This window comes from Kitasatospora sp. SUK 42, from assembly GCF_015776785.2.
In the GTDB taxonomy this organism is placed as follows: domain Bacteria; phylum Actinomycetota; class Actinomycetes; order Streptomycetales; family Streptomycetaceae; genus Kitasatospora.
The window spans coordinates 1,773,355-1,795,176 of the sequence record NZ_LFMD02000003.1 but is presented as its reverse complement, the minus strand read 5'-3'; the positions used below and the strand labels follow the sequence as shown (position 1 = coordinate 1,795,176).

The 21,822-nt window shown below is 75.0% G+C and carries 23 protein-coding genes; 15 read left to right on the top strand and 8 right to left on the bottom strand.

Annotated elements, in window-relative coordinates; translation table 11 throughout:
* Positions 1-76: 76 nt before the first annotated feature.
* Complete coding sequence (locus RZ50_RS17810) at positions 77-1,174, top strand: hypothetical protein (protein ID WP_217680603.1); 1,098 nt, start codon at positions 77-79, stop codon at positions 1,172-1,174.
* A gap of 238 nt (positions 1,175-1,412) precedes the next feature.
* The gene (locus RZ50_RS29915; RefSeq protein WP_196948833.1) at positions 1,413-2,702 is read left to right on the top strand and encodes a C40 family peptidase; all 1,290 of its coding nucleotides are present in this window, start codon (positions 1,413-1,415) and stop codon (positions 2,700-2,702) included.
* A gap of 285 nt (positions 2,703-2,987) precedes the next feature.
* Here the strand turns inward: RZ50_RS29915 and RZ50_RS17800 are convergent, their stop codons facing one another.
* On the bottom strand, positions 2,988-3,383 hold the full coding sequence (locus RZ50_RS17800; protein ID WP_196948832.1) for a type II toxin-antitoxin system VapC family toxin: 396 nt from the start codon (positions 3,381-3,383) through the stop codon (positions 2,988-2,990).
* Positions 3,384-3,586: 203 nt separating this feature from the next.
* Here RZ50_RS17800 and RZ50_RS17795 point away from each other — a divergent pair, with 203 nt between their 5' ends.
* Both RZ50_RS17795 and RZ50_RS17790 read left to right on the top strand, forming a co-directional pair.
* Complete coding sequence (locus RZ50_RS17795) at positions 3,587-4,102, top strand: GNAT family N-acetyltransferase (RefSeq protein WP_196948831.1); 516 nt, start codon at positions 3,587-3,589, stop codon at positions 4,100-4,102.
* Positions 4,103-4,190: 88 nt separating this feature from the next.
* Positions 4,191-5,471: a GNAT family N-acetyltransferase gene (locus tag RZ50_RS17790; RefSeq protein ID WP_196948830.1), complete on the top strand. Its 1,281-nt coding sequence runs from the start codon at positions 4,191-4,193 to the stop codon at positions 5,469-5,471.
* A gap of 134 nt (positions 5,472-5,605) precedes the next feature.
* On the opposite strand, the gene RZ50_RS17785 is transcribed toward RZ50_RS17790, so the two are convergent.
* Positions 5,606-6,412 carry a TetR family transcriptional regulator gene (locus tag RZ50_RS17785; protein WP_196948829.1) on the bottom strand — a complete coding sequence of 269 codons (807 nt, stop codon included), beginning with the start codon at positions 6,410-6,412 and terminating at the stop codon, positions 5,606-5,608.
* A gap of 4 nt (positions 6,413-6,416) precedes the next feature.
* Complete coding sequence (locus RZ50_RS17780) at positions 6,417-6,566, bottom strand: hypothetical protein (protein WP_196948828.1); 150 nt, start codon at positions 6,564-6,566, stop codon at positions 6,417-6,419.
* A 32-nt stretch (positions 6,567-6,598) separates the two neighbouring features.
* On the opposite strand from RZ50_RS17780, the gene RZ50_RS17775 reads away from it, so the two are divergent.
* Positions 6,599-7,147, top strand: coding sequence for a GNAT family N-acetyltransferase (locus RZ50_RS17775; RefSeq protein ID WP_196948827.1), 549 nt, complete (start codon positions 6,599-6,601; stop codon positions 7,145-7,147).
* A gap of 105 nt (positions 7,148-7,252) precedes the next feature.
* Here RZ50_RS17775 and RZ50_RS17770 read toward each other — a convergent pair whose 3' ends face one another.
* Positions 7,253-7,732 carry a macro domain-containing protein gene (locus RZ50_RS17770; protein ID WP_196948826.1) on the bottom strand — a complete coding sequence of 160 codons (480 nt, stop codon included), beginning with the start codon at positions 7,730-7,732 and terminating at the stop codon, positions 7,253-7,255.
* 9 nt (positions 7,733-7,741) lie between these two features.
* Positions 7,742-9,013 (bottom strand): MFS transporter, encoded by a 1,272-nt coding sequence (locus RZ50_RS17765; RefSeq protein ID WP_196948825.1) that lies wholly within the window; start codon positions 9,011-9,013, stop codon positions 7,742-7,744.
* A gap of 229 nt (positions 9,014-9,242) precedes the next feature.
* Here RZ50_RS17765 and RZ50_RS17760 point away from each other — a divergent pair, with 229 nt between their 5' ends.
* A complete protein-coding gene (locus RZ50_RS17760) occupies positions 9,243-10,229 on the top strand; it encodes a LysR family transcriptional regulator (protein WP_196948824.1) in 987 nt (328 codons plus the stop codon).
* Positions 10,230-10,352: 123 nt separating this feature from the next.
* On the opposite strand, the gene RZ50_RS17755 is transcribed toward RZ50_RS17760, so the two are convergent.
* Complete coding sequence (locus RZ50_RS17755; protein ID WP_196948823.1) at positions 10,353-10,964, bottom strand: YceI family protein; 612 nt, start codon at positions 10,962-10,964, stop codon at positions 10,353-10,355.
* A 183-nt stretch (positions 10,965-11,147) separates the two neighbouring features.
* On the opposite strand from RZ50_RS17755, the gene RZ50_RS17750 reads away from it, so the two are divergent.
* The 8 genes from RZ50_RS17750 to RZ50_RS17715 all read left to right on the top strand — a co-directional run bounded on the left by RZ50_RS17750 (position 11,148) and on the right by RZ50_RS17715 (position 18,317).
* Positions 11,148-14,324, top strand: coding sequence for a DEAD/DEAH box helicase (locus RZ50_RS17750; RefSeq protein ID WP_217680601.1), 3,177 nt, complete (start codon positions 11,148-11,150; stop codon positions 14,322-14,324).
* 13 nt (positions 14,325-14,337) lie between these two features.
* Complete coding sequence (locus RZ50_RS17745) at positions 14,338-14,565, top strand: hypothetical protein (RefSeq protein WP_196951626.1); 228 nt, start codon at positions 14,338-14,340, stop codon at positions 14,563-14,565.
* Positions 14,566-14,599: 34 nt separating this feature from the next.
* On the top strand, positions 14,600-14,788 hold the full coding sequence (locus RZ50_RS17740; protein ID WP_196951625.1) for a hypothetical protein: 189 nt from the start codon (positions 14,600-14,602) through the stop codon (positions 14,786-14,788).
* A gap of 34 nt (positions 14,789-14,822) precedes the next feature.
* Positions 14,823-15,923 (top strand): MerR family transcriptional regulator, encoded by a 1,101-nt coding sequence (locus RZ50_RS17735; protein WP_196951624.1) that lies wholly within the window; start codon positions 14,823-14,825, stop codon positions 15,921-15,923.
* A gap of 58 nt (positions 15,924-15,981) precedes the next feature.
* Positions 15,982-16,794, top strand: a complete 813-nt coding sequence (locus tag RZ50_RS17730; RefSeq protein ID WP_196951623.1) for an alpha/beta fold hydrolase — start codon at positions 15,982-15,984, stop codon at positions 16,792-16,794.
* A gap of 81 nt (positions 16,795-16,875) precedes the next feature.
* Positions 16,876-17,283 (top strand): helix-turn-helix domain-containing protein, encoded by a 408-nt coding sequence (locus RZ50_RS17725; protein WP_196951622.1) that lies wholly within the window; start codon positions 16,876-16,878, stop codon positions 17,281-17,283.
* A gap of 2 nt (positions 17,284-17,285) precedes the next feature.
* On the top strand, positions 17,286-17,834 hold the full coding sequence (locus tag RZ50_RS17720; RefSeq protein ID WP_196951621.1) for a hypothetical protein: 549 nt from the start codon (positions 17,286-17,288) through the stop codon (positions 17,832-17,834).
* Between the two features lie 132 nt (positions 17,835-17,966).
* Entirely contained in the window at positions 17,967-18,317 is a 351-nt protein-coding gene (locus tag RZ50_RS17715; protein ID WP_196951620.1) for a DUF2516 family protein, read from the top strand.
* A gap of 81 nt (positions 18,318-18,398) precedes the next feature.
* On the opposite strand, the gene RZ50_RS17710 is transcribed toward RZ50_RS17715, so the two are convergent.
* A complete protein-coding gene (locus RZ50_RS17710; RefSeq protein ID WP_196951619.1) occupies positions 18,399-19,919 on the bottom strand; it encodes a PP2C family protein-serine/threonine phosphatase in 1,521 nt (506 codons plus the stop codon).
* Between the two features lie 235 nt (positions 19,920-20,154).
* Between RZ50_RS17710 and RZ50_RS17705 the strand changes: the two genes are divergently transcribed.
* Complete coding sequence (locus RZ50_RS17705) at positions 20,155-20,718, top strand: O-acetyl-ADP-ribose deacetylase (protein ID WP_196951618.1); 564 nt, start codon at positions 20,155-20,157, stop codon at positions 20,716-20,718.
* A 216-nt stretch (positions 20,719-20,934) separates the two neighbouring features.
* Here RZ50_RS17705 and RZ50_RS17700 read toward each other — a convergent pair whose 3' ends face one another.
* Positions 20,935-21,768: a class I SAM-dependent methyltransferase gene (locus tag RZ50_RS17700; RefSeq protein WP_196951617.1), complete on the bottom strand. Its 834-nt coding sequence runs from the start codon at positions 21,766-21,768 to the stop codon at positions 20,935-20,937.
* Between the last annotated feature and the right edge of the window lie 54 nt (positions 21,769-21,822).

The window sequence follows — 21,822 nt, the reverse complement described above, 5'->3', positions numbered from 1 at the left end:
CCGTGTTGGGCCGGTATTGGGCCCCGGGCCATGTCACGGCAGGCAGCACGCAGGACCAGGAACGAAGGTAAGACCCATGACGACACTGCTGGACAGCTACCGCGAGCACATCGTCAACGCGCACAAGCAACCGCTGTTCCTGCTGCTGGTCGGCTTCATCACCTCCTTCGTCTTCATCCGGGTCAGTGTGCGGATGATCCGGGCCCAGGTGCGCTGGTGGCCCGGCAACGTCACCCCGGGCGGCCTGCACATCCACCACATGGTGTTCGGCCTGGGCTTCCTGCTGGTCGGCGGCATCGGGGTGTTCGCCACCTACGGCGGGACCCCGTGGATCAGCTGGTTCGGGCTGGTCTTCGGCATCGGCTGCGGCCTGGTGCTGGACGAGTTCGCGCTGATCCTGCACCTGGACGACGTCTACTGGAGCGAGCAGGGCCGCAAGTCGGTGGACGCGGTGATCTTCGGGATCCTGTTCACCTCCCTGCTGCTGATCGGGTACGTGCCGTTCGGCGGGCTGCCCGGCGAGGACACCCGGTGGGGCCTGATCACGGTGATCTCGGTGAACGCGCTGGCCTCGGTGATCACCCTGCTCAAGGGCAAGGTGTGGACCGGTCTGCTCGGGATCATGGTCCCCGGCCTCTCCTGGATCGGCGCGATCCGGCTGGCCCGTCCGAGCAGCCCCTGGGCCCGCTGGCTCTACACCACGCGACCCCGCCGCCGGGCGCGCGCGCTCCGGCGTGAACGCCTGCTGCACCGGCGCGCGGACCGCGCCCGCACCTGGCTCTTCGACCTGATCGCCGGGGCACCCGACAAGGTGCCCGCCAACCACCCCGCGGCCCACCGGGTGGCCGAGCAGATGGCCGCCCGGGCCACCGCCCACCTCGACGCGCACGCCGCCCGGGCGCTGGCCCGCCGCCGGGCGCGGCTGGCCGACCGCCGTTCGGCCGCCGCGGCCGGCACCGGGTCGAACCCGCAGGGGGCGCGCCCGAAGCCGGCCGAGGGAGCGGCGTACGGGGCCTCCGGCGCCGTCCCGGTCCGCACCAGTGGGGCGCAGCAGCGCCGCCGTGCGGTCCGGGCCGGGCGCAATCGGTCCTACGCGGTCGGCCCGAGCGGGCAGGAGCGCCGTCCCGAACGGAACCCCCGTCTGCGGACGCGGACCCGCCGGATCCACCGGTAGTTCGTACACCCGAGGCGGTCGGCCGGAACTGATGCGTGGTCGGATCATCAGATAGTCACCCTGTCGGCGGACCGAATTCGAGGTGTGAAAAGCGCCGGAGTTGAGAACATGAGCGGCGAGTGACCGTTCTGTCACGTGATGGGATGATTCGTCGGACTTCTGCCACCCGGCCGCCGCCCGCCCGCGCGCCGCTCGGCATCCGCCGCCGTCCCCTCGGACCCGTGAGAAGGGATGTCTCGTGGTGCGCAGGCTCCTGCCGACCCTCCTGTTGTCCCTCACCGCCCTGCTCGGGCTGCTCCCCGCCGCCCAGGCCGCCCCGGCGGACCCGGAACCGGCGACCGGCCCGGCCGCCGGCAGGCCCGGGGGAGGAGCCGGCGGGGCGGACCCGTACCCGACCACCGAGGAGATCGACCGGGCCCGCGCCGAGGCCGACGGCAAGGCCGCCTCGGTCGCCGCCCTGGAGGCCGCACTCACCGCCGCCCGGGCCGAACTCGACCGGGTCGGACGCGAGGCGGAACAGGCCGTCGAGGCCTACAACGGCGCCCAGCTCGCCCTCACCCGGGCCCGCGCCGAGGAGGCCGCCGCCGCCCAGCGCGCGTCCGCCGCCGAGACGGCGCGCTCCGAGGCCGCCGAGGACGCCGCCCGGCTCGCCGCCGAGACGTACCGCCAGGGCGCGGGCGCCGAACTGTCCGCCCTCAACGCCCTGCTCGGGGCGCACGGCGCGCGCGAGGCGGGCGACCGCGCCGCCGTGGTCGGCGTGGTCAGCGCGCGCACCCGGCAGATCCTGGACGCCGCCACCTCCACGGCCGCCGCCGCCAAGGCCGCCTCCGACGCCGCCCGCGCCGCCGCCGGGGCCGCCGAGAAGGCCGCGAGCGAGGTCGGTGCCGCCAAGACCCGGGCCGAGCAGCGGCTCGCCGCCCAGCAGGGCGAGGTCGCCGCCTCCGCGCGGCGCCGGGAGCAGCTGCTCACCGACCTGGCCGCCGCCCGCCACACCACCGTCGAGCTGGAGCGCCGTCGGCGCGACGCCCTGGAGGAGATCGCCGCCCGCGAGGCCGAGGCCGCCGCCCGGGCCGCCGCCGAGCAGGCCGCCCGCGAGGCCGACGCCGCCGCCGAGGCCGCCAACACCGCCCAGGCGGCCCCGCCCGCCGCCCGCCCCTGGTCCGCCGAGGGCGCGGCCGCCGCCGTCGCCTTCGCCAAGTCCAGGATCGGCCTGCCCTACATCTGGGGCGGCGAGGGCCCGGAGGGCTACGACTGCTCCGGGCTGACCATGATGGCCTGGCGCGAGGGCGGCCGGCAGCTCAACCACTTCGCCGCCGACCAGTACGCCGAGAGCACCCCGGTCACCTACCGCCAGCTGCGCCCCGGTGACCTGGTCTTCTGGACCAACACCGGCCGCGCCGCCGACATCTACCACGTCGGCCTCTACATCGGCGGCGACCAGATGGTCGAGGCCCCCCGCGCCGGCATGCCGATCAAGCAGGCCAGCCTCTGGATCATGGGCACCCCCGACTTCTACGCCCGGCCGTAGACGGGCTCCAGGCCTCGGGAGGCGGCTCGGCGGTCAGCCGGCTCGACGCGCGGGCCGGCAGGTCGATCAGCGGCGCGCGCTCCTCGGCGCCGAACCCGTCGGCGATCCGCCGTTCGGCGACAGCCCTCGTGTCGGGTCTCCCGAGCAGGTCGCGGCCCTCGTCGGTGAGCCGCACCTCCGCCACCTTGCCGTGCCAGGGGTGCGGCTGCCGGGCGATCAGCCCCTTGGCCTCGTGGCCGGGCGCCGGGCGCGGGACGGGGTCCGAGCCCGCGCGGCCCCCGAGCCCTACCGCGTCAGCTCCTCGAACGGGGCGAGGGGCACCAGCCCCTCGGCGGCCCTCGCCAGTTCGGGATCGAGGGTGACCAGGGCGTCCGCCTGGAGCCGGGTCAGCGCCAGGTACTCGGCGCCGAGGGTGTCGGGGAGCCCGAGCCGCTCGGCGATGCCCCAGGCGGCGGACTGCAGGACGCGGTCGCCGAGCAGGCGGATCCGCAGGGCGCGCACCCGGTCGAGGGCGTGGTCGGCGTCCTTCCTGGTCAGCCCGCCGCGACGGACCTCGCCGTAGAGCAGCGAGAGCAGCTGCGAGCGCAGCAGGGTCGGGGCCAGCAGTTGGTGGCCCTCCGGGGCCACCCCGTCCCGGACCAGCCGCAGGGCCGCCTCCGGGGTGATCACGTACTTCTTCACGGCCGATCGCCTCCTCGCCGCGTGCGCAACGGTTCGGCGACCAGTCAACCCCCGGTGGCGGCCCGGCCGGTGGAGCCGGGCGGCGGTGTCGCCACCGTCCGATCGGAGCGCCCGGCTCCTGCCGGGTCTCGCGCGTCCTCCAACACGCCAATGTCATTGCCCCGCGCTAGCGTTGCCGCTCCGATCGATCCTGAGGAGGCACGGTGCGGCTGCGGAACGTCGAAGCGGGCGATGTCGAGGCGTACGTCCGGATGCGGTGCGATCCGGCGATGATGGCCGAGCTGGGCGGCCCGCTGCCCAGGGAGGAGGTGGAGGGCCGGCTGGCCAAGGACGTCGGCCTGGTGGCGGCGGACGAGGCCTGGATCAAGATGATCGTCCTGGACGACGGCGACGGCGACGCCAACGGCGAGGCGGTCGGCACGGTCAACCTCTGGCAGTACGAGGAGGACGGCGCCACCGTCACCGAGATGGGCTGGATGGTGCTGCCCTGGTACCAGGGCCGCGGCCTCGCCAAGGCCGCGGTGCGCCAGGTGCTGGACGCCGCCGCGAAGGACGGCCGCTGGGGCGAGGTGCACGCCAACCCGGGGGTCACCAACGGGCCGTCCAACGGGATCTGCCGCGCGCTCGGCTTCCGGCTGCTCGACGAGAGGGAGGTCGACTTCGGCAAGCGGATGCTGCGCGTCAACCACTTCGTCGTGACGCCGGGGGAGCACACCTGATCGCCGGCACGCACCGGCCCGGGCGCGGGTCAATCGGGCACGGAATAAATCGGATGCCGCCGCCGAAATGCCGCCGTACGGTGGCCCCATGGGCAACAGCAACGAGGATGCGGCCATTGACACCGTGAACGGGCTCCAGGTGCGTGCGATCACCGAGGACGAGGCGGGGGCGTGGGACCGCGCGGTCGCCTTCGGGTTCCTGCGCCCCCACGCGGGCGACGCCACGGAGATCCGCCGCCGGCAGTGGGGGACGAGCCGGCTGGTGGCGGGCTTCGACGGCGACCGCCAGGTCGCCACCTTCCGCAGCTTCGACGCCGAACTGACCGTCCCGGGCGGAGCGGTCGTCCGGGCCGACGCGATCACCAACGTCACGGTCACCGCCACCCACCGCCGTCGGGGCCTGCTCAGCACGATGATGAGGCGGGACCTCGAAGCCGCCGCCCGGCGCGGCTGCCCGGTGGCCGTCCTGTGCGCCGCCGAGTACAACATCTACGGCCGGTTCGGCTTCGGCCCGGCCACCCGGGGCAGCGGCTGGCGCATCGACCTGACCCGCACCCGCGGCCTGCGCGACGGCCTGCCCGGCGACCCCGGCGGCCGGACGGACTTCGTGACCCCCACGGAGCAGCGCGAGCTCGGCGCCGAGCTGTACGACCGCTGGCGGCGCACCCAGCCGGGCGCGATCGACCGCGACGCGCTCTGGTGGCAGCGGAACACCAACGAGATCGCGGTGCCGGGCGACGACTTCAAGGAGCCGTTCACCGCCGTCCACCGGAACGCCGACGGCACGGTCACCGGCCTGGTGGTCTACCGGATCGAGAACAAGTGGGACGGCGCCTACCCCGACAGCAGGCTCACCGTCACCGAGTTCATCGCGCTCGACCTGCCCACCGCCGTCGAGCTGTGGCGCCTGGTCCTGTCCGTGGACTGGGTGCGCAAGGTCGAGGTGGGGAGCCTCTCCCCGGACGACCCGCTGCCACTGCTGCTCCAGGAGCCGCGCGCGGCGGTCCCGCACGAGGACGACGGCGACGTCATGTGGCTGCGGGTGCTGGACGTGGCGGCCGCGTTCGACGCCCGGACGTACGGCGCCCCCGGCCGGGTGGTGCTGGAGGTCGACGACAAGTCCGGCTACGCCTCCGGCCGTTGGGCGCTGGAGGTGTCCGATGACGGCACCGGCCGCTGCACCCGGACCACGGACGACGCCGACCTCGCGCTCGGCGCCTCCGAGCTCGGCTCGCTCTACCTGGGCGCCGAGACCGCCCCGAGGCTGGCCGCCGCCGGACTGGTCACCGAGCTGAGGCCGGGCGCGGCGGCCGCCGCCGACCTGCTGCTGCGCACCCCGCTCAAGGCCTGGACACCGACCGGCTTCTGAGCGGCGCTCCGAACCGCCCGGACGCACCGGAGGCCGGCCCGTACCCGACGGGCCGGCCTCCGGCCGTTGCACGCATGACGTCGCACGGATCACGTTGTACGGATCACGTTCCACGGATCATCCGCCGCCGGGGGCTACTTGACGGCGGTCTTCCCGATGGTGGGCAGGATGAAGTCCTGGATCAGCCCCTTGGCGTCGCGCACGATCGGCCGGAACACCCGGTAGCGCGACAGGTTGATCAGCCGGGCCACCAGCGGCGTGGAGCGCCGGACGAACTCCCTGGTCCGCTCGGTGTCCTCGGTCCGGTCGAAGACCCAGTAGAGCACCACGATCATGAGGTGCAGCCACAGCACGTCGGGCAGCAGCTCGACGAGTTCGGCGTCGAGCTTCGGCGCCAGCTCCGAGCCCTGCAGGACCTCGCGGAACAGTTCGACGGCCGTCGCCCGCGCCGGGTGGGACTCGTTGGAGAACGGGCTCAGCGAGCTGCTCGGGTCGGCGGCGGTGCGGAAGAACTGCGCGGAGAACTCGTGGTACGGCGCGGCCGTGTCCAGCCAGGAGTCCAGCGCGATCTGGAGCCGCTCGGAGAAGTCCCGGGTGTGGGCCATGCGGCGCCTGGCGTCCGCCGCGTGGTCGTAGGTCATCCGGTCGTAGAACCCCTGGATCAGGAATTCCTTCGCGGAGAAGTAGTAGTAGGCGTTGCCGACCGAGACGCCGGCCTCGGTGGCGATCGCGCGCATCGTGGTCTTCTCGTAGCCACGCTCCTGGAACAGCCGCATGGCCGTCTCCAGGATCAGCGCCCGGGTCGCCTCGCTCTTGTCGGTCTTGGGCTGGGCCCGGGCGCCGGGCAGGGGCCCGGGGTCCGCGCCGGGTGCGGCCGGGGTTCCGGCCGCACCCGGCGCGCCGTCCGTTCGATTCGTCGCTGCCAGGTCGTCCACAGGCATGAGCCTAGTCGGAGACGAGGTTCCACCCGGTGTCCTTGTCGTCGGTGTTCGCGGCACCGAATGCCCCCTCCGCATCCGGTGCCGCGTTCACCACCCCCGTCATTTCGAACGCGTTCAAAATCACGGGAGTACTGTAGGCGGTTCGGTTGAACATGTTCAACTCCATCTCTGTGGGAGGCTCGTCGCATGATCGGTTCAGGGCAGACCACCATCCGGCACGGCGGAGCGCGCGATGCCGCGAGCGTCGCCGAGCTGCACGCCGACAGCTGGCGCACCACCTACCGGGGGATCGTCCCCGAGCAGGCGCTCGGGGACGGGCTGGCCGACCAGCGGCGCGAGCTCTGGGAGCTGCGGCTGGCGGCCGACTACGGGGCGCCGGAGAACACGCCCGTGCTGCTGATCGCCGAACGGGCCGGTGAGGCGGCCGGATTCATCTATCTCGTGCCCCAGCCGGACGGCCGGGTACTGGTGGACAACCTGCACGTCCGCCCCGGTCGGACCGGTGGCGGAATCGGCCGCGAGCTGCTGGCCGCGGCCCGGGCCCAGGTCGCCGAGCGGCACCCCGGGGCCGAGCTGTACCTGGAGGTGCTGCGCGACAACACCCGGGCGATCGCCTTCTACGAACGCGAGGGCGGCGTACGGATCAGGGAGCAGGAGGGTGTCTTCCCGGGCGGCTACCTGCTGCCCGAGTACGTGTACGCCTGGCCGGTCGAGCGGGAGCCCGCCCGGTCCTAGTCGTGTCGATGGGTCGGTCGTGTCGGTCGGTCGGCTGGCCGGCTGGCCCCGGGGCCGGTCGCACTGGTCGTCGTGTCGGTCGGTCGTGCGGGTCGGTCGGGCGGATCAGTCGTGGTCGTAGACGGTCACCGGCACTCCGACCGCCGCCAGCCGGTCCGTGACCAGCGGCTCGACCTTCTCCCAGCGCCCGCCCGCCAGGCCGCAGCCGATCCGCGGCATGTGGACGGAGGCGTCGAGTTCGAGCGCGCGCCCGCCCAGGGCGGCCAGCGCGGTGTCGATGGCCTCGTACCGCACCGGCACTCCGGTGGAGCGCCCGGTCCGGATGCCGCGCTGGCCGACCAGGTTGGCCACCCAGACGTACGGCTCGACCTGCACCAACTGCAGGGCGCCGAGGCCGAAGTCGTTCTTCGCCCGCTCCCGGTGCCAGCGTCGGTACGCCGCCTCGGGTTCGGGCCAGCGTCTGGAGAGCGCGAGCACGAAGCCCTTGCCCCAGCCGCCGAGGTCGTTGCAGACGTGCGCGATCACCTTCACGCCCTTGCCGCGGGGCGCGGTGGCATCGCCTCGGACGTAGGTGATTTCCGCCATGCCACGACGTTAGAGGGAGGGACTGACAACTCGCGCGGGATTTTCCGGCGCACCCGCCGCGAGCAGGTGCCGCCGCCCGGCCAGGGCGACCAGGAGGGCCAGCGCGGCGGCTCCGGCGGGCAGGACGTAGCCGGTGCCGGGGGCGGCGTGCTCGGCGACCGTCCCGGCGAGTGCCGCACCGGCCGAGATGCCGACCACGATGCCGGACACCGCGACCGCCATCCCCTCGTTGAACTGCCGCTGCGGCAGCAGCTCCTGGACCAGCGTCATCCCGGTGACCATGGTCGGCGCGGTGGCCGTGCCGGCCGCGAACAGCACCGCCCCGAGCGGCACGAGCCCGACCCCTCCCAGGCCGGCGGCGAGCGGCAGCAGCAGCACCCCGGCCATCGCCGCCGCCCCGAGCAGGAAGCGCGTCCCCGGCGCCCGGCGCGGCGTCAGCAGTCCGAACAGCAGCCCCGCCACGCAGGATCCGGCCGCGACCAGGCCCAGCAGCAGCCCGGCCGCCGGCTTGTGGCCGAGCGCGTCGGCGTAGGCCACGGTGGTGATCTCGGTCGCGCCGAAGACCACCCCGGTCGCCAGGAAGGTCAGCACCAACACCCGCAGCCCGGGCACCCGCAGCGGCGAGCCGTGCGCGCGCTCGCCCTCCGCGCGCTCGCCCTCCGCGCGTACCGGCAGCGGCGGTTCGGTGCGCCGCTGGGCGGCGAACAGCAGCGCGCCGGCGGTGCCGAGGGCGCCCGCGGTGAGCAGCCCGGCCTCCGGGGCGAGCGTGGTGCAGAGCAGCATCGCGAGCACCGGCCCGGCCATGAAGCAGAGTTCGTCCAGCGCCTGCTCGAAGGAGTTGGCCAGGTGCCGTGCGGCCGGGTCGTCCCGGTACAGGTGCGCCCAGCGGGAGCGGGCCATGCCGCCGAGGTTGGGCGCGGCCGCGCCGGCCGCCCAGCAGGCGTACAGCGTCCAGTCGGGCGCGCCGAGCCGGACGCAGAGCAGCAGGAGGGTGAGCGGGACGGCGTTGTACAGCGCGGCAGGTACGGCCACCCGCGCCTGACCGTGGCGGTCCACCAGCCGTCCGAGCAGCGGCATCCCGATCGCGCCGGTGACCAGCCCTGCCGCCGAGACCGTCCCTGCCAGCGCGTAGGAGCCGCGCCGCTCGGCGAGCAGCACCACCAGCGAGACGCCGTTCATCGACAGCGCGAGCCGGCCGAGCAGCCCGGTCAGGGTGAAGGCGGCGGCACCGGGGGTCGTGAACAGCCGCCGGTAGGAGGCGAAGAGGGCGCGCGAGGGCAATCGGGCTCCTGGTCAGGAGAAAAGGGGGAGTGTGCCCAGCCTCCCGGCGTCGGTGGCCCCGCGTCCAACACCGGTTCCGCCGCATTCACAACAGACTGTTGTCAATCCGCTCGCGGTCCCACACGGCCGGTCTCCGCGGCGGCGGCGTCCGCGGTGGCAGTCCCCGCGCTACCGGCCCCCGCGCTACCGATCTCCGCGCCGCCGGTCCCCGCGTTGCTAGTCTCCGCGGATGCCCCGTGACCTGCACCCCCGCCTGCTCCGCGGCTTCGTCGCGACCGCCGAGACGCTGCACTTCGGCCGGGCCGCCGAGCGGTTGCACGTCGCCCAGCAGGCGCTGAGCCGGGACGTCCGGGCCCTGGAGGGCTTGCTCGGCGCGGCGCTGTTCACCCGCACCACCCGCAGCGTCGAGCTCACCCCGGCCGGGCGGCGGCTGCTGCCCGGGGCGCGCCGGCTCCTCGCCCTGCAGGACGAGATCCTCGCCGAGGCCGGAGCGGGCGCCGGGGCCGCCGCCCGGCCGCTGCTGCTCGACCTGAACAGCGACGTCACCGGCCCGGACCTCACCGCCGACCGGGTGCTCGAACGGGCCCGCGCCGCCTGGCCGGAGGGCGAGCTGCTGGCCCGCTTCCACGGCGGCCTGGCCGCGGCCGCCGCCGAGCTGCTGGCCCACCGGCTGGACGCCTCCTTCGGCCGCTTCGCCGGACTGCCCGCCCCGGTGCGCGGCCGACTCGCCCAGCTGCCGGTGCGGTTGGAGCGGATCTCGGTGATGATGGCGGACACCCATCCGCTGGCCGGCCGCCCGGTGCTGAGGCTCGCCGAACTGGCCGGGCACCCCGTCGACATCTGCGCGGGCAACCCGGCCACCACCGAGTGGACGGACCTCGGTGCCGGGCTGCTGCGCGAGCACGGCCTGACCGCCGCCGCGCCGTACGTGCCGCCGGTCGGCGTGGACGAGACCGCCCGCTACCTCGCCCGGCACGGCGATCCGATGCTGACCACGGTCGGCGGGCCGAGGATCCCGGGGGCGGTGAACGTGCCGCTGGTGGAGCCGGTGCCGCTGAGCCTGGTCAGCCTGGTGCACCGGCCCGGCGAGCGCCACCCGGGCCTGCGGGCGCTGGCCGGTGCGGCGGGCGGGCTCGGCGCGGCCGAGGGCTGGCTGCGCCGCCCGCCGGGCAGCTGGCTGCCGTCGGCGGACGCCGAACTGCTCGTCGGGCCGTAGGGCTCACGGCTCGAACCGCCGGAGCGGAGGAGTGGAACACACCGCCCCTGCCTCGGGGGGATCGGCAGGGGCGGTGGGTCGGGGGTCCGGCGGCACGGGCCGCCGGGGCCGTGGACGGCCGGGTCAGGCCGCCTTGACGGCGGAGATGTCGAAGCTGAGCTTGACCTTCTCGCCGATCAGCACGCCGCCGGTCTCCAGCGCCGCGTTGTAGGTCAGGCCGAAGTCGGTGCGGTCCACGACGGCCTTGCCCTCGAAGCCGACCCGCTCCGCGCCGTAGGCGTCGGTGGCGCTGCCGGTGTACTCCAGGTCCAGGATGACCGGGCGGGTGGTGCCCTTGATGGTGAGGTCGCCGTGCATCCGGTAGGCGTGGTCGCCGAGCGCCTGGGCGGAGGTGCTGCGGAAGTGGATCTCCGGGTGGGTCTCGACGGCGAAGAAGTCGCTGGTGCGCAGGTGCTCGTCGCGCTGGGCCTGGTTGGTGTCGATGCTGCCGACCTTGATCACCAGGTCGGCCGAGGAGTTGGTCGGCGTGGCGCCGTCCAGGTGCAGCTTGCCCTCGTACTCGGCGAAGCGGCCCTTCACGTTGGTCACCATGGCGTGGCGCACCGAGAAGCCGATCTCGCTGTGGGTGTTGTCGATGTTCCAGTCGCCGGTCAGGTGCGACAGGTCCGGGCCGGCCGGGGTCTGGACGGCGGCGGGGGTGGTGACGGCGTTCTTGGTGCGGTTGAACAGGCCCATGGCTTCTCCTCGGGTTCGAAGCCGTTTGTTTAGGCTTCAACTTGTTGGCTCCACCATAGGACGACTTCGTTCAATTTTCAACCACGAGTGTCGAGCACCCCCCGAACGGCTCAGCGGACCGGCCCTGTCGGACCGCCCGGCTAGGCTGCGAAGGACGGTTCCACCCGCCCCCGAGAGGCCCCCATGTTCGTCCTGCACGCACTCTGGCGGGCGGACGGACGGCTGGCGCTCTGGGCCGAGGACGCCCGCGCCCACCCCGGCGCCACCGAGCCCCACCCCGACCGGCCCGCCCCGCGCGCCCACCCCTACGCCTGCCCCGCCGCCGAACTGGCCGCCGTCCTCGGCGGCATCGGCCCCGGCCTCGGCTGGCTCGCCGGGCAGGCCCCCGAGCGCTGGGCCACCCTGCGGCTTCCCACCGTCGGCGCCCTGCCCGCCCCCTCGCCCGACCTGCCGGTCACCCCGCCGCGCGGCGGCGCCGTACTCACCCCCTGGCGGGTCCCCGCGCTGCTCTTCGACGCCGGGGCCGCCGCCCAACTGCTCGGCGAGGTCCACGACCCGCACTGGGCCGTCACCGACACCGACCTGCCCGGCACCGGCCGGGTCGAGGTGGTGTACGGCCCCTCGCTGCGCTGGCTCACCGGCGTGCACGACCTCGCCTGGCGGGCGGTCGGCCGGGGCCGGCTGCTGCCGCTGCCCGTCCTCGCCGACGGCCGCCCGCAGGCCCGCTGGCGGCCCGACCTCACCCCGGCCGGCCGCCGCGAGGCCGCCGAACTGGCGGCGGGCTGCCCGCCCGTCCTGCTGGGGGAGTGGCCCACCGGCGCCGGTACCGGCGAGGCCCTGCTGGACGCCGCCCTCGGCACCCTGGTGGACGCCGAGGCCCGCGCCGCACTGGCCGACCCGCCCCTCCCGGCGCCCTCCCCGGCCTCCGGCACGGCCGCCGCCGACCGCTGGCTGCATGCCCTCGCCACCCCCTCCGGCGAACTCGGCGACGTCCCGCCCGAGGAGTTCGCCGAACTGCGCCACCGGATCGCCGCCTGGTACGCCGCCGCCGAGCCCTCCGAGCCCGCGCTGCGCCTCTGCTTCCGCCTGCTCGAACCGCTCGGCCCCGACCAGGACGACCCCGAGGGCCGCCCCTCCGACGACGCCTGGCGGCTGGAGTTCCTGCTCCAGGCCGTCGACGAGCCCTCCCTGCTGGTCCGCGCCGCCGACCTGCACGAGGGCGGCGCCGGGTACGCCACCCTCGCCCGCAAGGCCGCCGACCCGGTCGGCGCGCTGGTCGCCGAACTCGCCCGCGCCGCCCACCGCTGGCCCGCCCTGGACGGGCTGCGCCACCGCTCCCGCCCGTCCGCCCTGCCGCTCGACCGGGCCGGTGCGCTGGACTTCCTGCGTACCGCCGCGCCCGCCCTCGCCGAGAGCGGCTTCGGTGTGCTGCTGCCCGCCTGGTGGCGCCGCCGCCCCCGCCTCGGCCTCGCTCTGAGGGCCACCACCCCGCCCGCGCCCGGCTCGCTCGCGGTCGGCAGCCAGGTCGACCGGGACACCGTGATCGCCTTCCGCTGGCAGGCCGCGCTCGGCCCGGACGGCACCCCGCTCACCGAGCAGGAACTGGCCGAACTCGCCGCAGCCAAGCAGGGGTTGGTGCGGGTCCGGGGCACCTGGCTGGAGGCCGACCCGGAGCAGATCGCCGCCGCGCTCGCCTTCCTCACCGACCGCCGCGACGGCGTGCTGGCCGCCGCCGACCTGCTGCGGCTCGCCCTCGACCCCGAGGCGACGGTCGCCGGACTGCCGGTCACCTCCGTCCGTGCCGACGGCCCGCTGGGCGAACTGCTCGCCGGGCGGGCCGAAGCCGCCCCCGCGCCGGCCCTGCCGCCCGACTTCCGCGCCGAGCTGCGCCCGTACCAGGAGCGTGGACTGGCCTGGCTGCGGACGATGTCCGGGCTCGGCCTCGGCGCCGTCCTGGCCGACGACATGGGCCTCGGCAAGACCGTCCAGACCCTCGCCCTGCTGGCCGCCGAGCGGGCCGAGCAGGCCGAGCAGGCTGAGCAGGCCGACGGCGCCGATGGTGCCGACGGCCCCACCCTGCTGGTCTGTCCGATGTCCCTGGTCGGCAACTGGCAGCGCGAGGCCGAACGCTTCGCCCCCGGCCTGCGGCGGTACGTCCACCACGGTTCCGGCCGCCTCGGCGCGGAGCGGCTCGCCGAAGCCGTGCGCGGCGTGGACCTGGTCATCACCACCTACGGGCTGGTCCAGCGCGACCTCGCCGCGCTGCGGACGATCCGCTGGCGCCGGGTGGTCGCCGACGAGGCGCAGCACATCAAGAACGCCGGCACCGCGCAGTCCCGGGCGATCCGCGCGCTGCCCGTCACCCGGCACCGGATCGCCCTGACCGGCACCCCGGTGGAGAACCGGCTCGCCGAGCTGCACGCCGTGCTCGACTTCGCCAACCCGGGCCTGCTCGGCCCGGCCGAGCGCTTCAAGGAGCGCTACGCGATCCCGGTCGAACTGCACCGCAACCCCGAGCGCACCGCCGAACTCCGGCGCCGCACCGCCCCGTTCGTGCTGCGCCGGCTCAAGTCCGACCCGGCGGTGGCGGCCGACCTGCCCGCCAAGCAGGAGATGACCGTCTGGTGCAACCTCACCGCCGAGCAGGCCGGCCTCTACCAGGCCGTGGTCGCCGACCTGCTGCGGCGGGTCGAAGGCGTCCGGGGTGTGGAGCGGCGCGGCACGGTGCTGGCCGCGATCGGAAAGCTCAAGCAGGTGTGCAACCACCCGGCCCAACTGCTGCACGACGGCTCGCCGTTGGGCGAGCGCTCGGGCAAGGTGGCCCGGCTGGCCGAGCTGCTGGAGGAGGCGCTGGCCGAGGGCGACCGGACGCTGGTCTTCACCCAGTACGCCGAGTTCGGCACGATGCTCCGCCCGTACCTGGAGCGCCGGCTCGGCGAGGAGGTGCTCCACCTGCACGGCGGCGTCCCGCGTGCCCGCCGCGAGGAGCTGGTCCGGCGCTTCCAGTCCCCGGACGGGCCAGGGGTGTTCCTGCTCTCGCTGCGGGCCGGCGGCACCGGCCTCAACCTGACCGCCGCCAACCAGGTGATCCACCTGGACCGTTGGTGGAACCCGGCGGTCGAGGAGCAGGCCACCGACCGCGCCTTCCGGATCGGCCAGCGCCGCGACGTCCAGGTCCGCCGACTGGTCTGCGTCGGCACCGTCGAGGAGCGGATCGACGAACTCCTCGCCGCCAAGCGCTCGTTGGCGGAGACCGTGGTGGGCGAGGGGGAGCACTGGCTCACCGACCTGTCGGCCGGGGCACTGCGCGAACTGGTCGCCCTCACCCGCGAGGACGCCGTCGCCGAGGAGGACGCATGACGAAGGAGGACGGATGACAACGGAACCAGCCGACCGAGGAGGGCACGCGACCGGGCAGCCCAAGGCCCCGGTGGTCAACGTCGCCGCCTACTGGCGCGGCGACTTCACCCTGCGGCCCGCCCCGCCGCAGGAGGACCCGGACGAACCCTCGCTGCGCCGCCTCGGCCGCTCCGGCATCACCGTGCACGGCCGCGACCTCGCCACCCTGCTCGCCCCCGCGTACGACGCCTTCCGCGGCTGAACCCGGCCGCGTACCGTGCGGTAGCGTCCCGAGGGTGACCGACACCCCCGACACCCGGCTCGCCGACTTCGAACAGCACCGCCGGCTGGTCACCGTGGACGGCGCGGTCGCCTCCGTCCCGGTGCTGGACTTCGTCGAGGGGCCGGACGGCGGGCCGCTGGTCTCCGCGGTCCGCGCCGTCCGCAACCCGCACAAACTCGCCCACCTCGCCGGCCCGGCTTGACCCTCGACCAGGTCGAGCCCGCAGAGTCACCGGAATGGAGAGCGAGCTGCACAGCATCGGCGAGCTGGCCCGCGCCAGCGGCCTGGGCGTCGGCACCCTGCGTTACTACGACGGCGCCGAGGTGCTCACCCCCGCCTGGGTCGACCCGCAGACCGGCTACCGCTGGTACCGGCCCGCCCAACTCGCCGACGCCCGGCTGCTGGCCCGGCTGCGCCGGGTCGGCCTGCCGCTGGCCGGCATCCGCGCCGTGCTCGCCGCGGCCCCCGGCAGCGGCGAGGCCCGGCAGGTCCTCGACGCGCACCTGCGCCGGCTGGAGGACGGCCTGGCCGACGCCCGCCGCGAGCTCTCCCTGATCCGCACGATGATCGAGCAGAGGGAGCAGTCGATGACCACCACCCCCGCCGAACTCCGCCTCACCCTCCCCGCCGACGGCCTGGCCGCCGCCCTGGACGCGGTCCGCTTCGCGGTCGGCGGGGACCCGGAACCGCCCTCCCTCGCCGGGGTGCTGTTCGAACCGGACGGCCCGGTGCTGCGCCTGGTCGCCACCGACCGCTACCGGATGGCCCTCGCCGAGGTGCCCGCCACCGGTGCGCCGGAGCAGCCGGCCCCCGGCACGGTCGTCCCGACCGCGCTGGTGGACGCCCTGCGCGCCCTGCTCTCCGGCGGCCCGGCCGAGGCCGTGCTCACCCTGGGCGGCGGTACGTTCCGCGCCGAGACCGGCGGGCACCGGATCGAGGGCGCCGCACTGGACTTCGACTACCCCGACCACCGCGCCGTCACCCGGCTCGACCCCCGGCACCGGATCACCCTGACCGCCGCCGAGCTGCGCGCCGCCGTCGAGACCGGCGCCACCCGCACCCTCCCCTCCGGCCCGCAGGGCGCCGAGTGCCAGGTCACCGTCCTGACCCTCACCGCGGACGGCCGCCTCGCCGTCGCCGACGACCTCGCCCCCGGGGACTTCCGGGTGGCCGTCAACCGCGACTACCTCCTCGACGCCCTCGGCGCCGGTCGGCCCGGACAGCTCCTGCTCGAACTCGGCGGCCCGATCGCCCCGCTCGCCTTCCGCACCCCCGACCGCGCGGGCACCTTCTCCGTCCTCATGCCCATCCGCCTCCCCGACGCCGACCCCGCGTGACCCCTGACCCCGTGCTGTGAGCCGAGCCGGCACCGGCCGGTCTGGAAGGATCGTCCGCATGAGCACCGATCCGGCTCCCGCGTACGAACTCCAGGTCCCCGCCCCCGGCGGCGGCCGGCTCTGGGCCGAGCGCCGCGGCACCGGCAGCCCGGTGGTGCTGCTGCACGGCTCCGGCATGGACTCCCGGCTCTGGGACGCCGTCGTTCCGGAGCTGTCCCGCCACCACGAGGTGATCCGCTACGACGCCCGCGGCCTCGGCCGCTCCGCGCCGCCGGACCGGACCTTCGACGACCTCGACGACCTGCGCGCCGTGCTGGACCACCTCGGCCTGCACCGCGCCGCGCTGGTCGGCCTGAGCATGGGCGGGGAGACCGCGCTGGACCTCGCCCTCGCCCACCCGGAGCGGGTCGGCGCCCTGGCCCTGGTCGGCGCCTCGGTCAGCGGCCACGACTGGCCGTCCTCCCCGGAGACCACCGCCTACGCCGAGGCCCGCCGCCGGGGCGACGCGGCGGCGCTGGCGGAGCTGGAGCTGTCCGTCTGGGCCGCGATGGGCCGCACCGCGCCCGGGGGAGAGCTGATCCGGGCGATGGTGGAGCAGAATGCGGCCCGCCGGATCATCAGCGAGCGGCACCTCGCGGGCGCCCCGGTCCGGGACGCCGAGTCGCAGCTCGACCGGGTCGCCGCCCCCACCCTGGTCGTCCACGGCGACCGCGACCACCCCGAGATCGCCGCGATCGCCGAGCGGCTCGCCGCCGACATCCCCGGCGCCCGCGCCCACCGCCTCCCCGACGCCGACCACTACCTCCCCCTGCGCACCCCCGAACGCCTCACCGGGCTGCTGCTGACCCACCTGTCGGCCCACCCGGGCTGACCCGCCTGCCACACGGGCACCGTGTTTGCAACCGCTAGCATTCCGCTTGCAAATGCAAGCGCGGTGTTGCAGGCTGATCACATGGCCTCACTGAACGTCGGCTCGCTGGGCGAGTACATCCGGGAGCAGCGGCGCAACGCGCAGTACTCGCTGCGCCAGTTGGCGGAGGCCGCCGGCGTGTCCAACCCCTACCTCAGCCAGATCGAGCGAGGGTTGCGCAAGCCGAGCGCGGAGATCCTGCAGCAGATCGCGAAGGCGCTGAGGATCTCGGCGGAGACGCTGTACGTCCAGGCCGGGATCCTGGAGGAGCGGCGGGGTGAGGGCCTGGAGCTGCGGGCTTCGATCCTGGCCGATCCGCTGATCAACGAGCAGCAGAAGCAGGCGCTGCTCGCGGTCTACGACGCCTTCCTCAAGGAGAACGCCGCTTCGGCCTCCGGTCCGACGACCGACGGCGCAGCCACCCAGAACACTCACCGGGAGGACCGGTAGCCATGCCCATCACCGACGAGATCAAGAAGACCCTCACCGACCCGACCCCGCTGTACGCCCTGGCCGGCGCCGGGGACCTCGCCTACGAGAAGCTGCGCGAGGTGCCGGGCCGGGTCGAGGCGCTGGCGGCGGACCGCAAGGGCGCCCAGGAGAAGGCCACCGCGCGGCTGCACGAGGCGCAGACGCTGCTGGCCGGGGCTCCGGCCAAGGTCACCGAGGCCGTCACCACCCTCCCCACCGACCTGAAGGCCCTGCAGGAGCGGGCCCAGGGCTTCGCCCTGCAGCAGGTGGCCCGTGCGGTCGAGCTGGCGGTGAAGGCCAAGGAGACCTACGACGAACTGGCCGAGCGCGGCAAGGTCGTGGTGGACAAGACCCGCCCGCAGGACGGGGCCGGCGAGCCTGCCGTCGAGTCGTCCCACACCGAGTCGTCCTACGCCGAGCCGGTCCCGGCCGAGCCGGTCGAGGCCGAGCTGGTGGAGGACAACGGCTCCGAGCCGGAGCCGAAGAAGTCCGCCCGGGCCCGGAAGGGCGGCTCCGACCGCGCGGAGTGACCGCGGGGCCGCCCGGCCGCGCCCCCTGGGCACAACCGGTGACGGCGGGACGTTGACACGATGCGGAGGGCCGCCGTGCCAGGATGGGCGGCGGCCGGGCGCGGCAAGCCGAGAGAGACGTAGGAGAGCGCGATGACCGGAGTGTTCCAGATCCTGGCCTTTTCCTACCTGAACCCGTTCTGGTGGATGGCCGTCGCCATCCTGGGCTACAAGTTCTTCGCGCTGGTCGACGCGGCCACCCGCCGGGAGGACGCCTACCGGGCGGCGGACAAGAAGACCAAGGGGTTCTGGCTGGCGGTCCTCGGCATCAGCTTCGGCTGGGACCTGCTGTTCGGGGCCAACTTCCTCGGCAGCATCGGCACCCTGGCCGGCCTGGTCGCCTCGATCGTCTACGTGGTGGACGTCCGCCCCGCGATCCGGGCACTGACCGGCGGCAACGGGCGGGGCGGCCGGAGCAACACCGGCCCGTACGGCCCCTGGTAGCCCGAGGGCACGCAACGGGGACAGGCAACACCGCAGCCCGGGACGGGAGTTCACCCGCCCGGGCTGCTTCGTGCGTGCCGCTCAGCCGAGGATCAGCTGTACCGGGTTGCGTTCCAGCAGCAGCACCGCGACGTCGTCGGTCAGCGCCCCGCCGTTCAGCTCCTCGACCTCGGCGATCGCGCTGTCGACCAGCCGGCCCCGGGTCAGTCCGGCGGACTGGTGATCGGCGATCAGATCGGCGAGCCCGTCCTGGCCGAGGCGGCGGGAACCGGCCCCGACCCGGCCCTCGATCAGTCCGTCGGTGTAGAGCAACAGCCGCCAGCCGGGCTGGAGTTCGACCTCGTGGGCGGGCCAGGCGGCCTGCCCGTCGTGGCAGGGCAGCAGGCCGAGCGCGGGCCCGGCGAGGTCGGCGGGCAGGGTGAGCGGGGCGTGGTCGCGGCCGAGCAGCAGCGGCGCCGGGTGCCCGGCGAGGTAGAGCCGGACCCGCTCACCGGCACCGAGCGAGTCGAGGCCGGTGTCGCCGCCGCCGGGCTCGATGACCAGCATGCAGAGCGTCGCGAAGATCTCGTCGCTGCGCCGCTCGTGCTCCAGCACGTGCTGGAGGGTGGTGAGCAGGGCTTCGCCGGTGAGGCCCGCGAAGACCAGGGTGCGCCACGCTATCCGGAGCGCGACGCCGAGCGCGGCCTCGTCCGGGCCGTGGCCGCAGACGTCGCCGATCACGACGTGGACGGCGCCGTCGTCGGTGCGCACGGCGTCGTAGAAGTCGCCGCCGAGCAGGGCGCGGCGACGGCCGGGGCGGTAGCGGCGGGTGAAGGACAGCCCGGCGCCGTCCAGCAGCGGGGTGGGCAGCAGGTGGCGCTGGAGACGGGCGTTCTCCTGGCCGCGCAGCTCGGCCTCGACCAGGCGGCGCTGGGACTCGTCGGCGCGCTTGCGCTCGACGGCGTAGCGCAGCGCGCGGGCCAGCAGCGGGCCGTCCGTCTCGTGCTTGATCAGGAAGTCCTGGGCGCCCGCGGCGACGGCGGCCGCGCCGAGTTCGGCCCCGGCGGCGTCGGTGAGCACCACGACCGGGGTGTGCGGGGCCCGGCGGAGCAGTTCGTGCAGGCCCTCCAGGCCGTCCGACGGGTCGGAGGGGTGCGGCAGGTCGGCCGGGGAGGCCAGGTCGAGCAGCACGCAGCCGAACTCGGAGCCGCGGGAGCGCCCGCGCCGGGTGGCGGAGGAGGGCGGGGCCAGCAGCCGGGTGGCCTGGTCGAGGCCGCGGACCCAGTGGATCTCGATCGAGGTGCCGCTGTCGGCGACCGCGGCCTTGATCAGTTGGGCGTCCGAGGCGTCGTCCTCGATGACCAGCAGCCGCAGCGGCGCGGTGCCGCCGTCGGCGGGCGCCTCGCCGGCCGACGGGAGGTTGCCGGCCTCGGCCACGTGCGAGGGGTGGTGCGGTCCGTGCCCGGCCCGGGCCGCCTGCGACCGGGGGTGGGGTATCGGGGGAGCGGCCGTCGCCGGACCGGTCGTGACCGGGCGCTTACGGGCATGGCCGACGGGGGCGCCGTCATGGGCGCCCGGCAGGTCCGCGGCACCAGGTGCCCGCCCGTCTCCCGTTGCGGGCATCGGTGGTTCCTCCCTTTCCCCGACTGCGTAACGGCCGACGTCCGTCCGCAGTGCCCGCCTGGCACCGTGCGTCAGGGAACTTCTCGCGACCATAACGTGATCTCCGGGGATTTCTCTGGCCGACCGGCGCCGTTGTGGTTATTGCCACGCCGGTGGCGGTGTGGTGGTTTGACTCGAACGGGAAACGGGAGCCTGCTCCGGCGGCTGCCGGGCAGGTCGAGGAAGGGGGTCGACGATGGTGACGCGCATCACCCTGGTCGAGGGTGACATCACGGAACAGCGGGTGGACGCGGTGGTGAACGCCGCCAACACGTCCCTGCTGGGCGGTGGCGGGGTGGACGGCGCGATCCACCGCAGGGGCGGGCCGCAGATCCTGGAGGAGTGCCGCCGGCTGCGCGCCTCCCACTGGGGCAAGGGCCTGCCCGTCGGGCGGGCGGTGGCGACCACGGCCGGGCGGCTGCCGGCCCGCTGGGTGGTGCACACCGTCGGGCCGGTGTACCTGGCGGAGGAGTACGAGGAACGGGCTGGCCTGCTGGCCTCCTGCTATCGCGAGTCGCTGCGCACGGCGGCGGAGTTGGGCGCGCGCACGGTGGCCTTCCCGGCGGTGTCGGCCGGGATCTACGGCTGGCCGCCGGCGGACGCCGCCCGGATCGCGCTCGGCACCGTCGCGAGGGTGCTGGACGGCGGTGACGCGCGGGCGGGCGCGGAGCTGGCGGCGGTGCGGTTCGTGCTGTTCGGGGAGGAGATGTACGGGGTGTTCGAACGGGCCCGGAGGGAGCTGCTCGGGCAGGACGAGTGACGAACGGGTGGGCTGACGAACGGGTGGACCGGGCTGGGTGAGCGCCGAGTGGCGCGTGGTGTCGCCGACCGGTGGCCTCCATCGTGACGTGACGAGGCGTCAACACGCCAGAGATATTCGATAACTCGTTCGAGTGAATGTGTCGCTTCGCCCACCGGCTCCGGAGCGACGGAACGAGCGGTGCGCGGGCGCAGGGGAGCCCCCCGCGGGCGCGCCCTACGGTGCGAGCGCCGTCCAGGGCACCGTGACCTCGCCCTGCCGCCACCGCCCGCGCGCGTCCACCAGCGGCCAGCTGCCCGCCAGCGCCGTGCAGGCCGCCACCCAGCGCTGCCGCGCCCCGAACGCCCCGTAGGGCGCGGCCGCCGCCCAGGCCCGGTCGAAGTCGGCCAGGAAGGTGTGCACCGGCCGCCCGGGCACGTTGTGGTGGATCAGCGCCTTCGGCAGCCGCTCGGCCAGGTCGGAGGGCTGCTCCAGGCCGCCCAGCCGCGCCGCGAAGGTCACCGTCCGGGGGCCCTCCGGGCCGAGCGCGACCCAGACGTGCCGCCGCCCGATCTCGTCGCAGGTGCCCTCGACCAGCAGCCCGTCCGGGGCGAGCCGGGCACACAGCCGCTCCCACACCCCGGCCACCGCCGACTCCTCGTACTGCCGCAGCACGTTGGCCGCCCGGATCAGCTGGGCCGGCGCGCCGCCGTCCAGCGGCACCTCGAAGCCGCCGCGCCGGAAGGTGAGCAGCGGCGGCTCGGCGTACGGCAGCGCGGCCGCGACCCGCTCCGGCTCGATCTCGATCCCGACCACCCGGACGTCCGGCCGCACCGCGCGCAGCCGTCCGGCCAGCTCCACGGCCGTCCAGGGCGCCGCGCCGTAGCCGAGGTCGACCGCCACCGGGGGGCGCCCGGCGGCGCGCAGCGCACGGCCCAGGGTGTGCGCGATCCAGCGGTCCATCCGACGCAGCCGGTTGGTGTTGGTGGTGCCCCGGGTGACGGTCCCCACCGGCCGTCCGGTGCGCCCGCGGGCGGGCACGGCGGTGCTGGGGTCGAAGGAGGCGGCCATGCCCAGAAGGGTAGTCGGACCGCCGGAACGGCCACCCCGGCCGGTCGGTGCCGC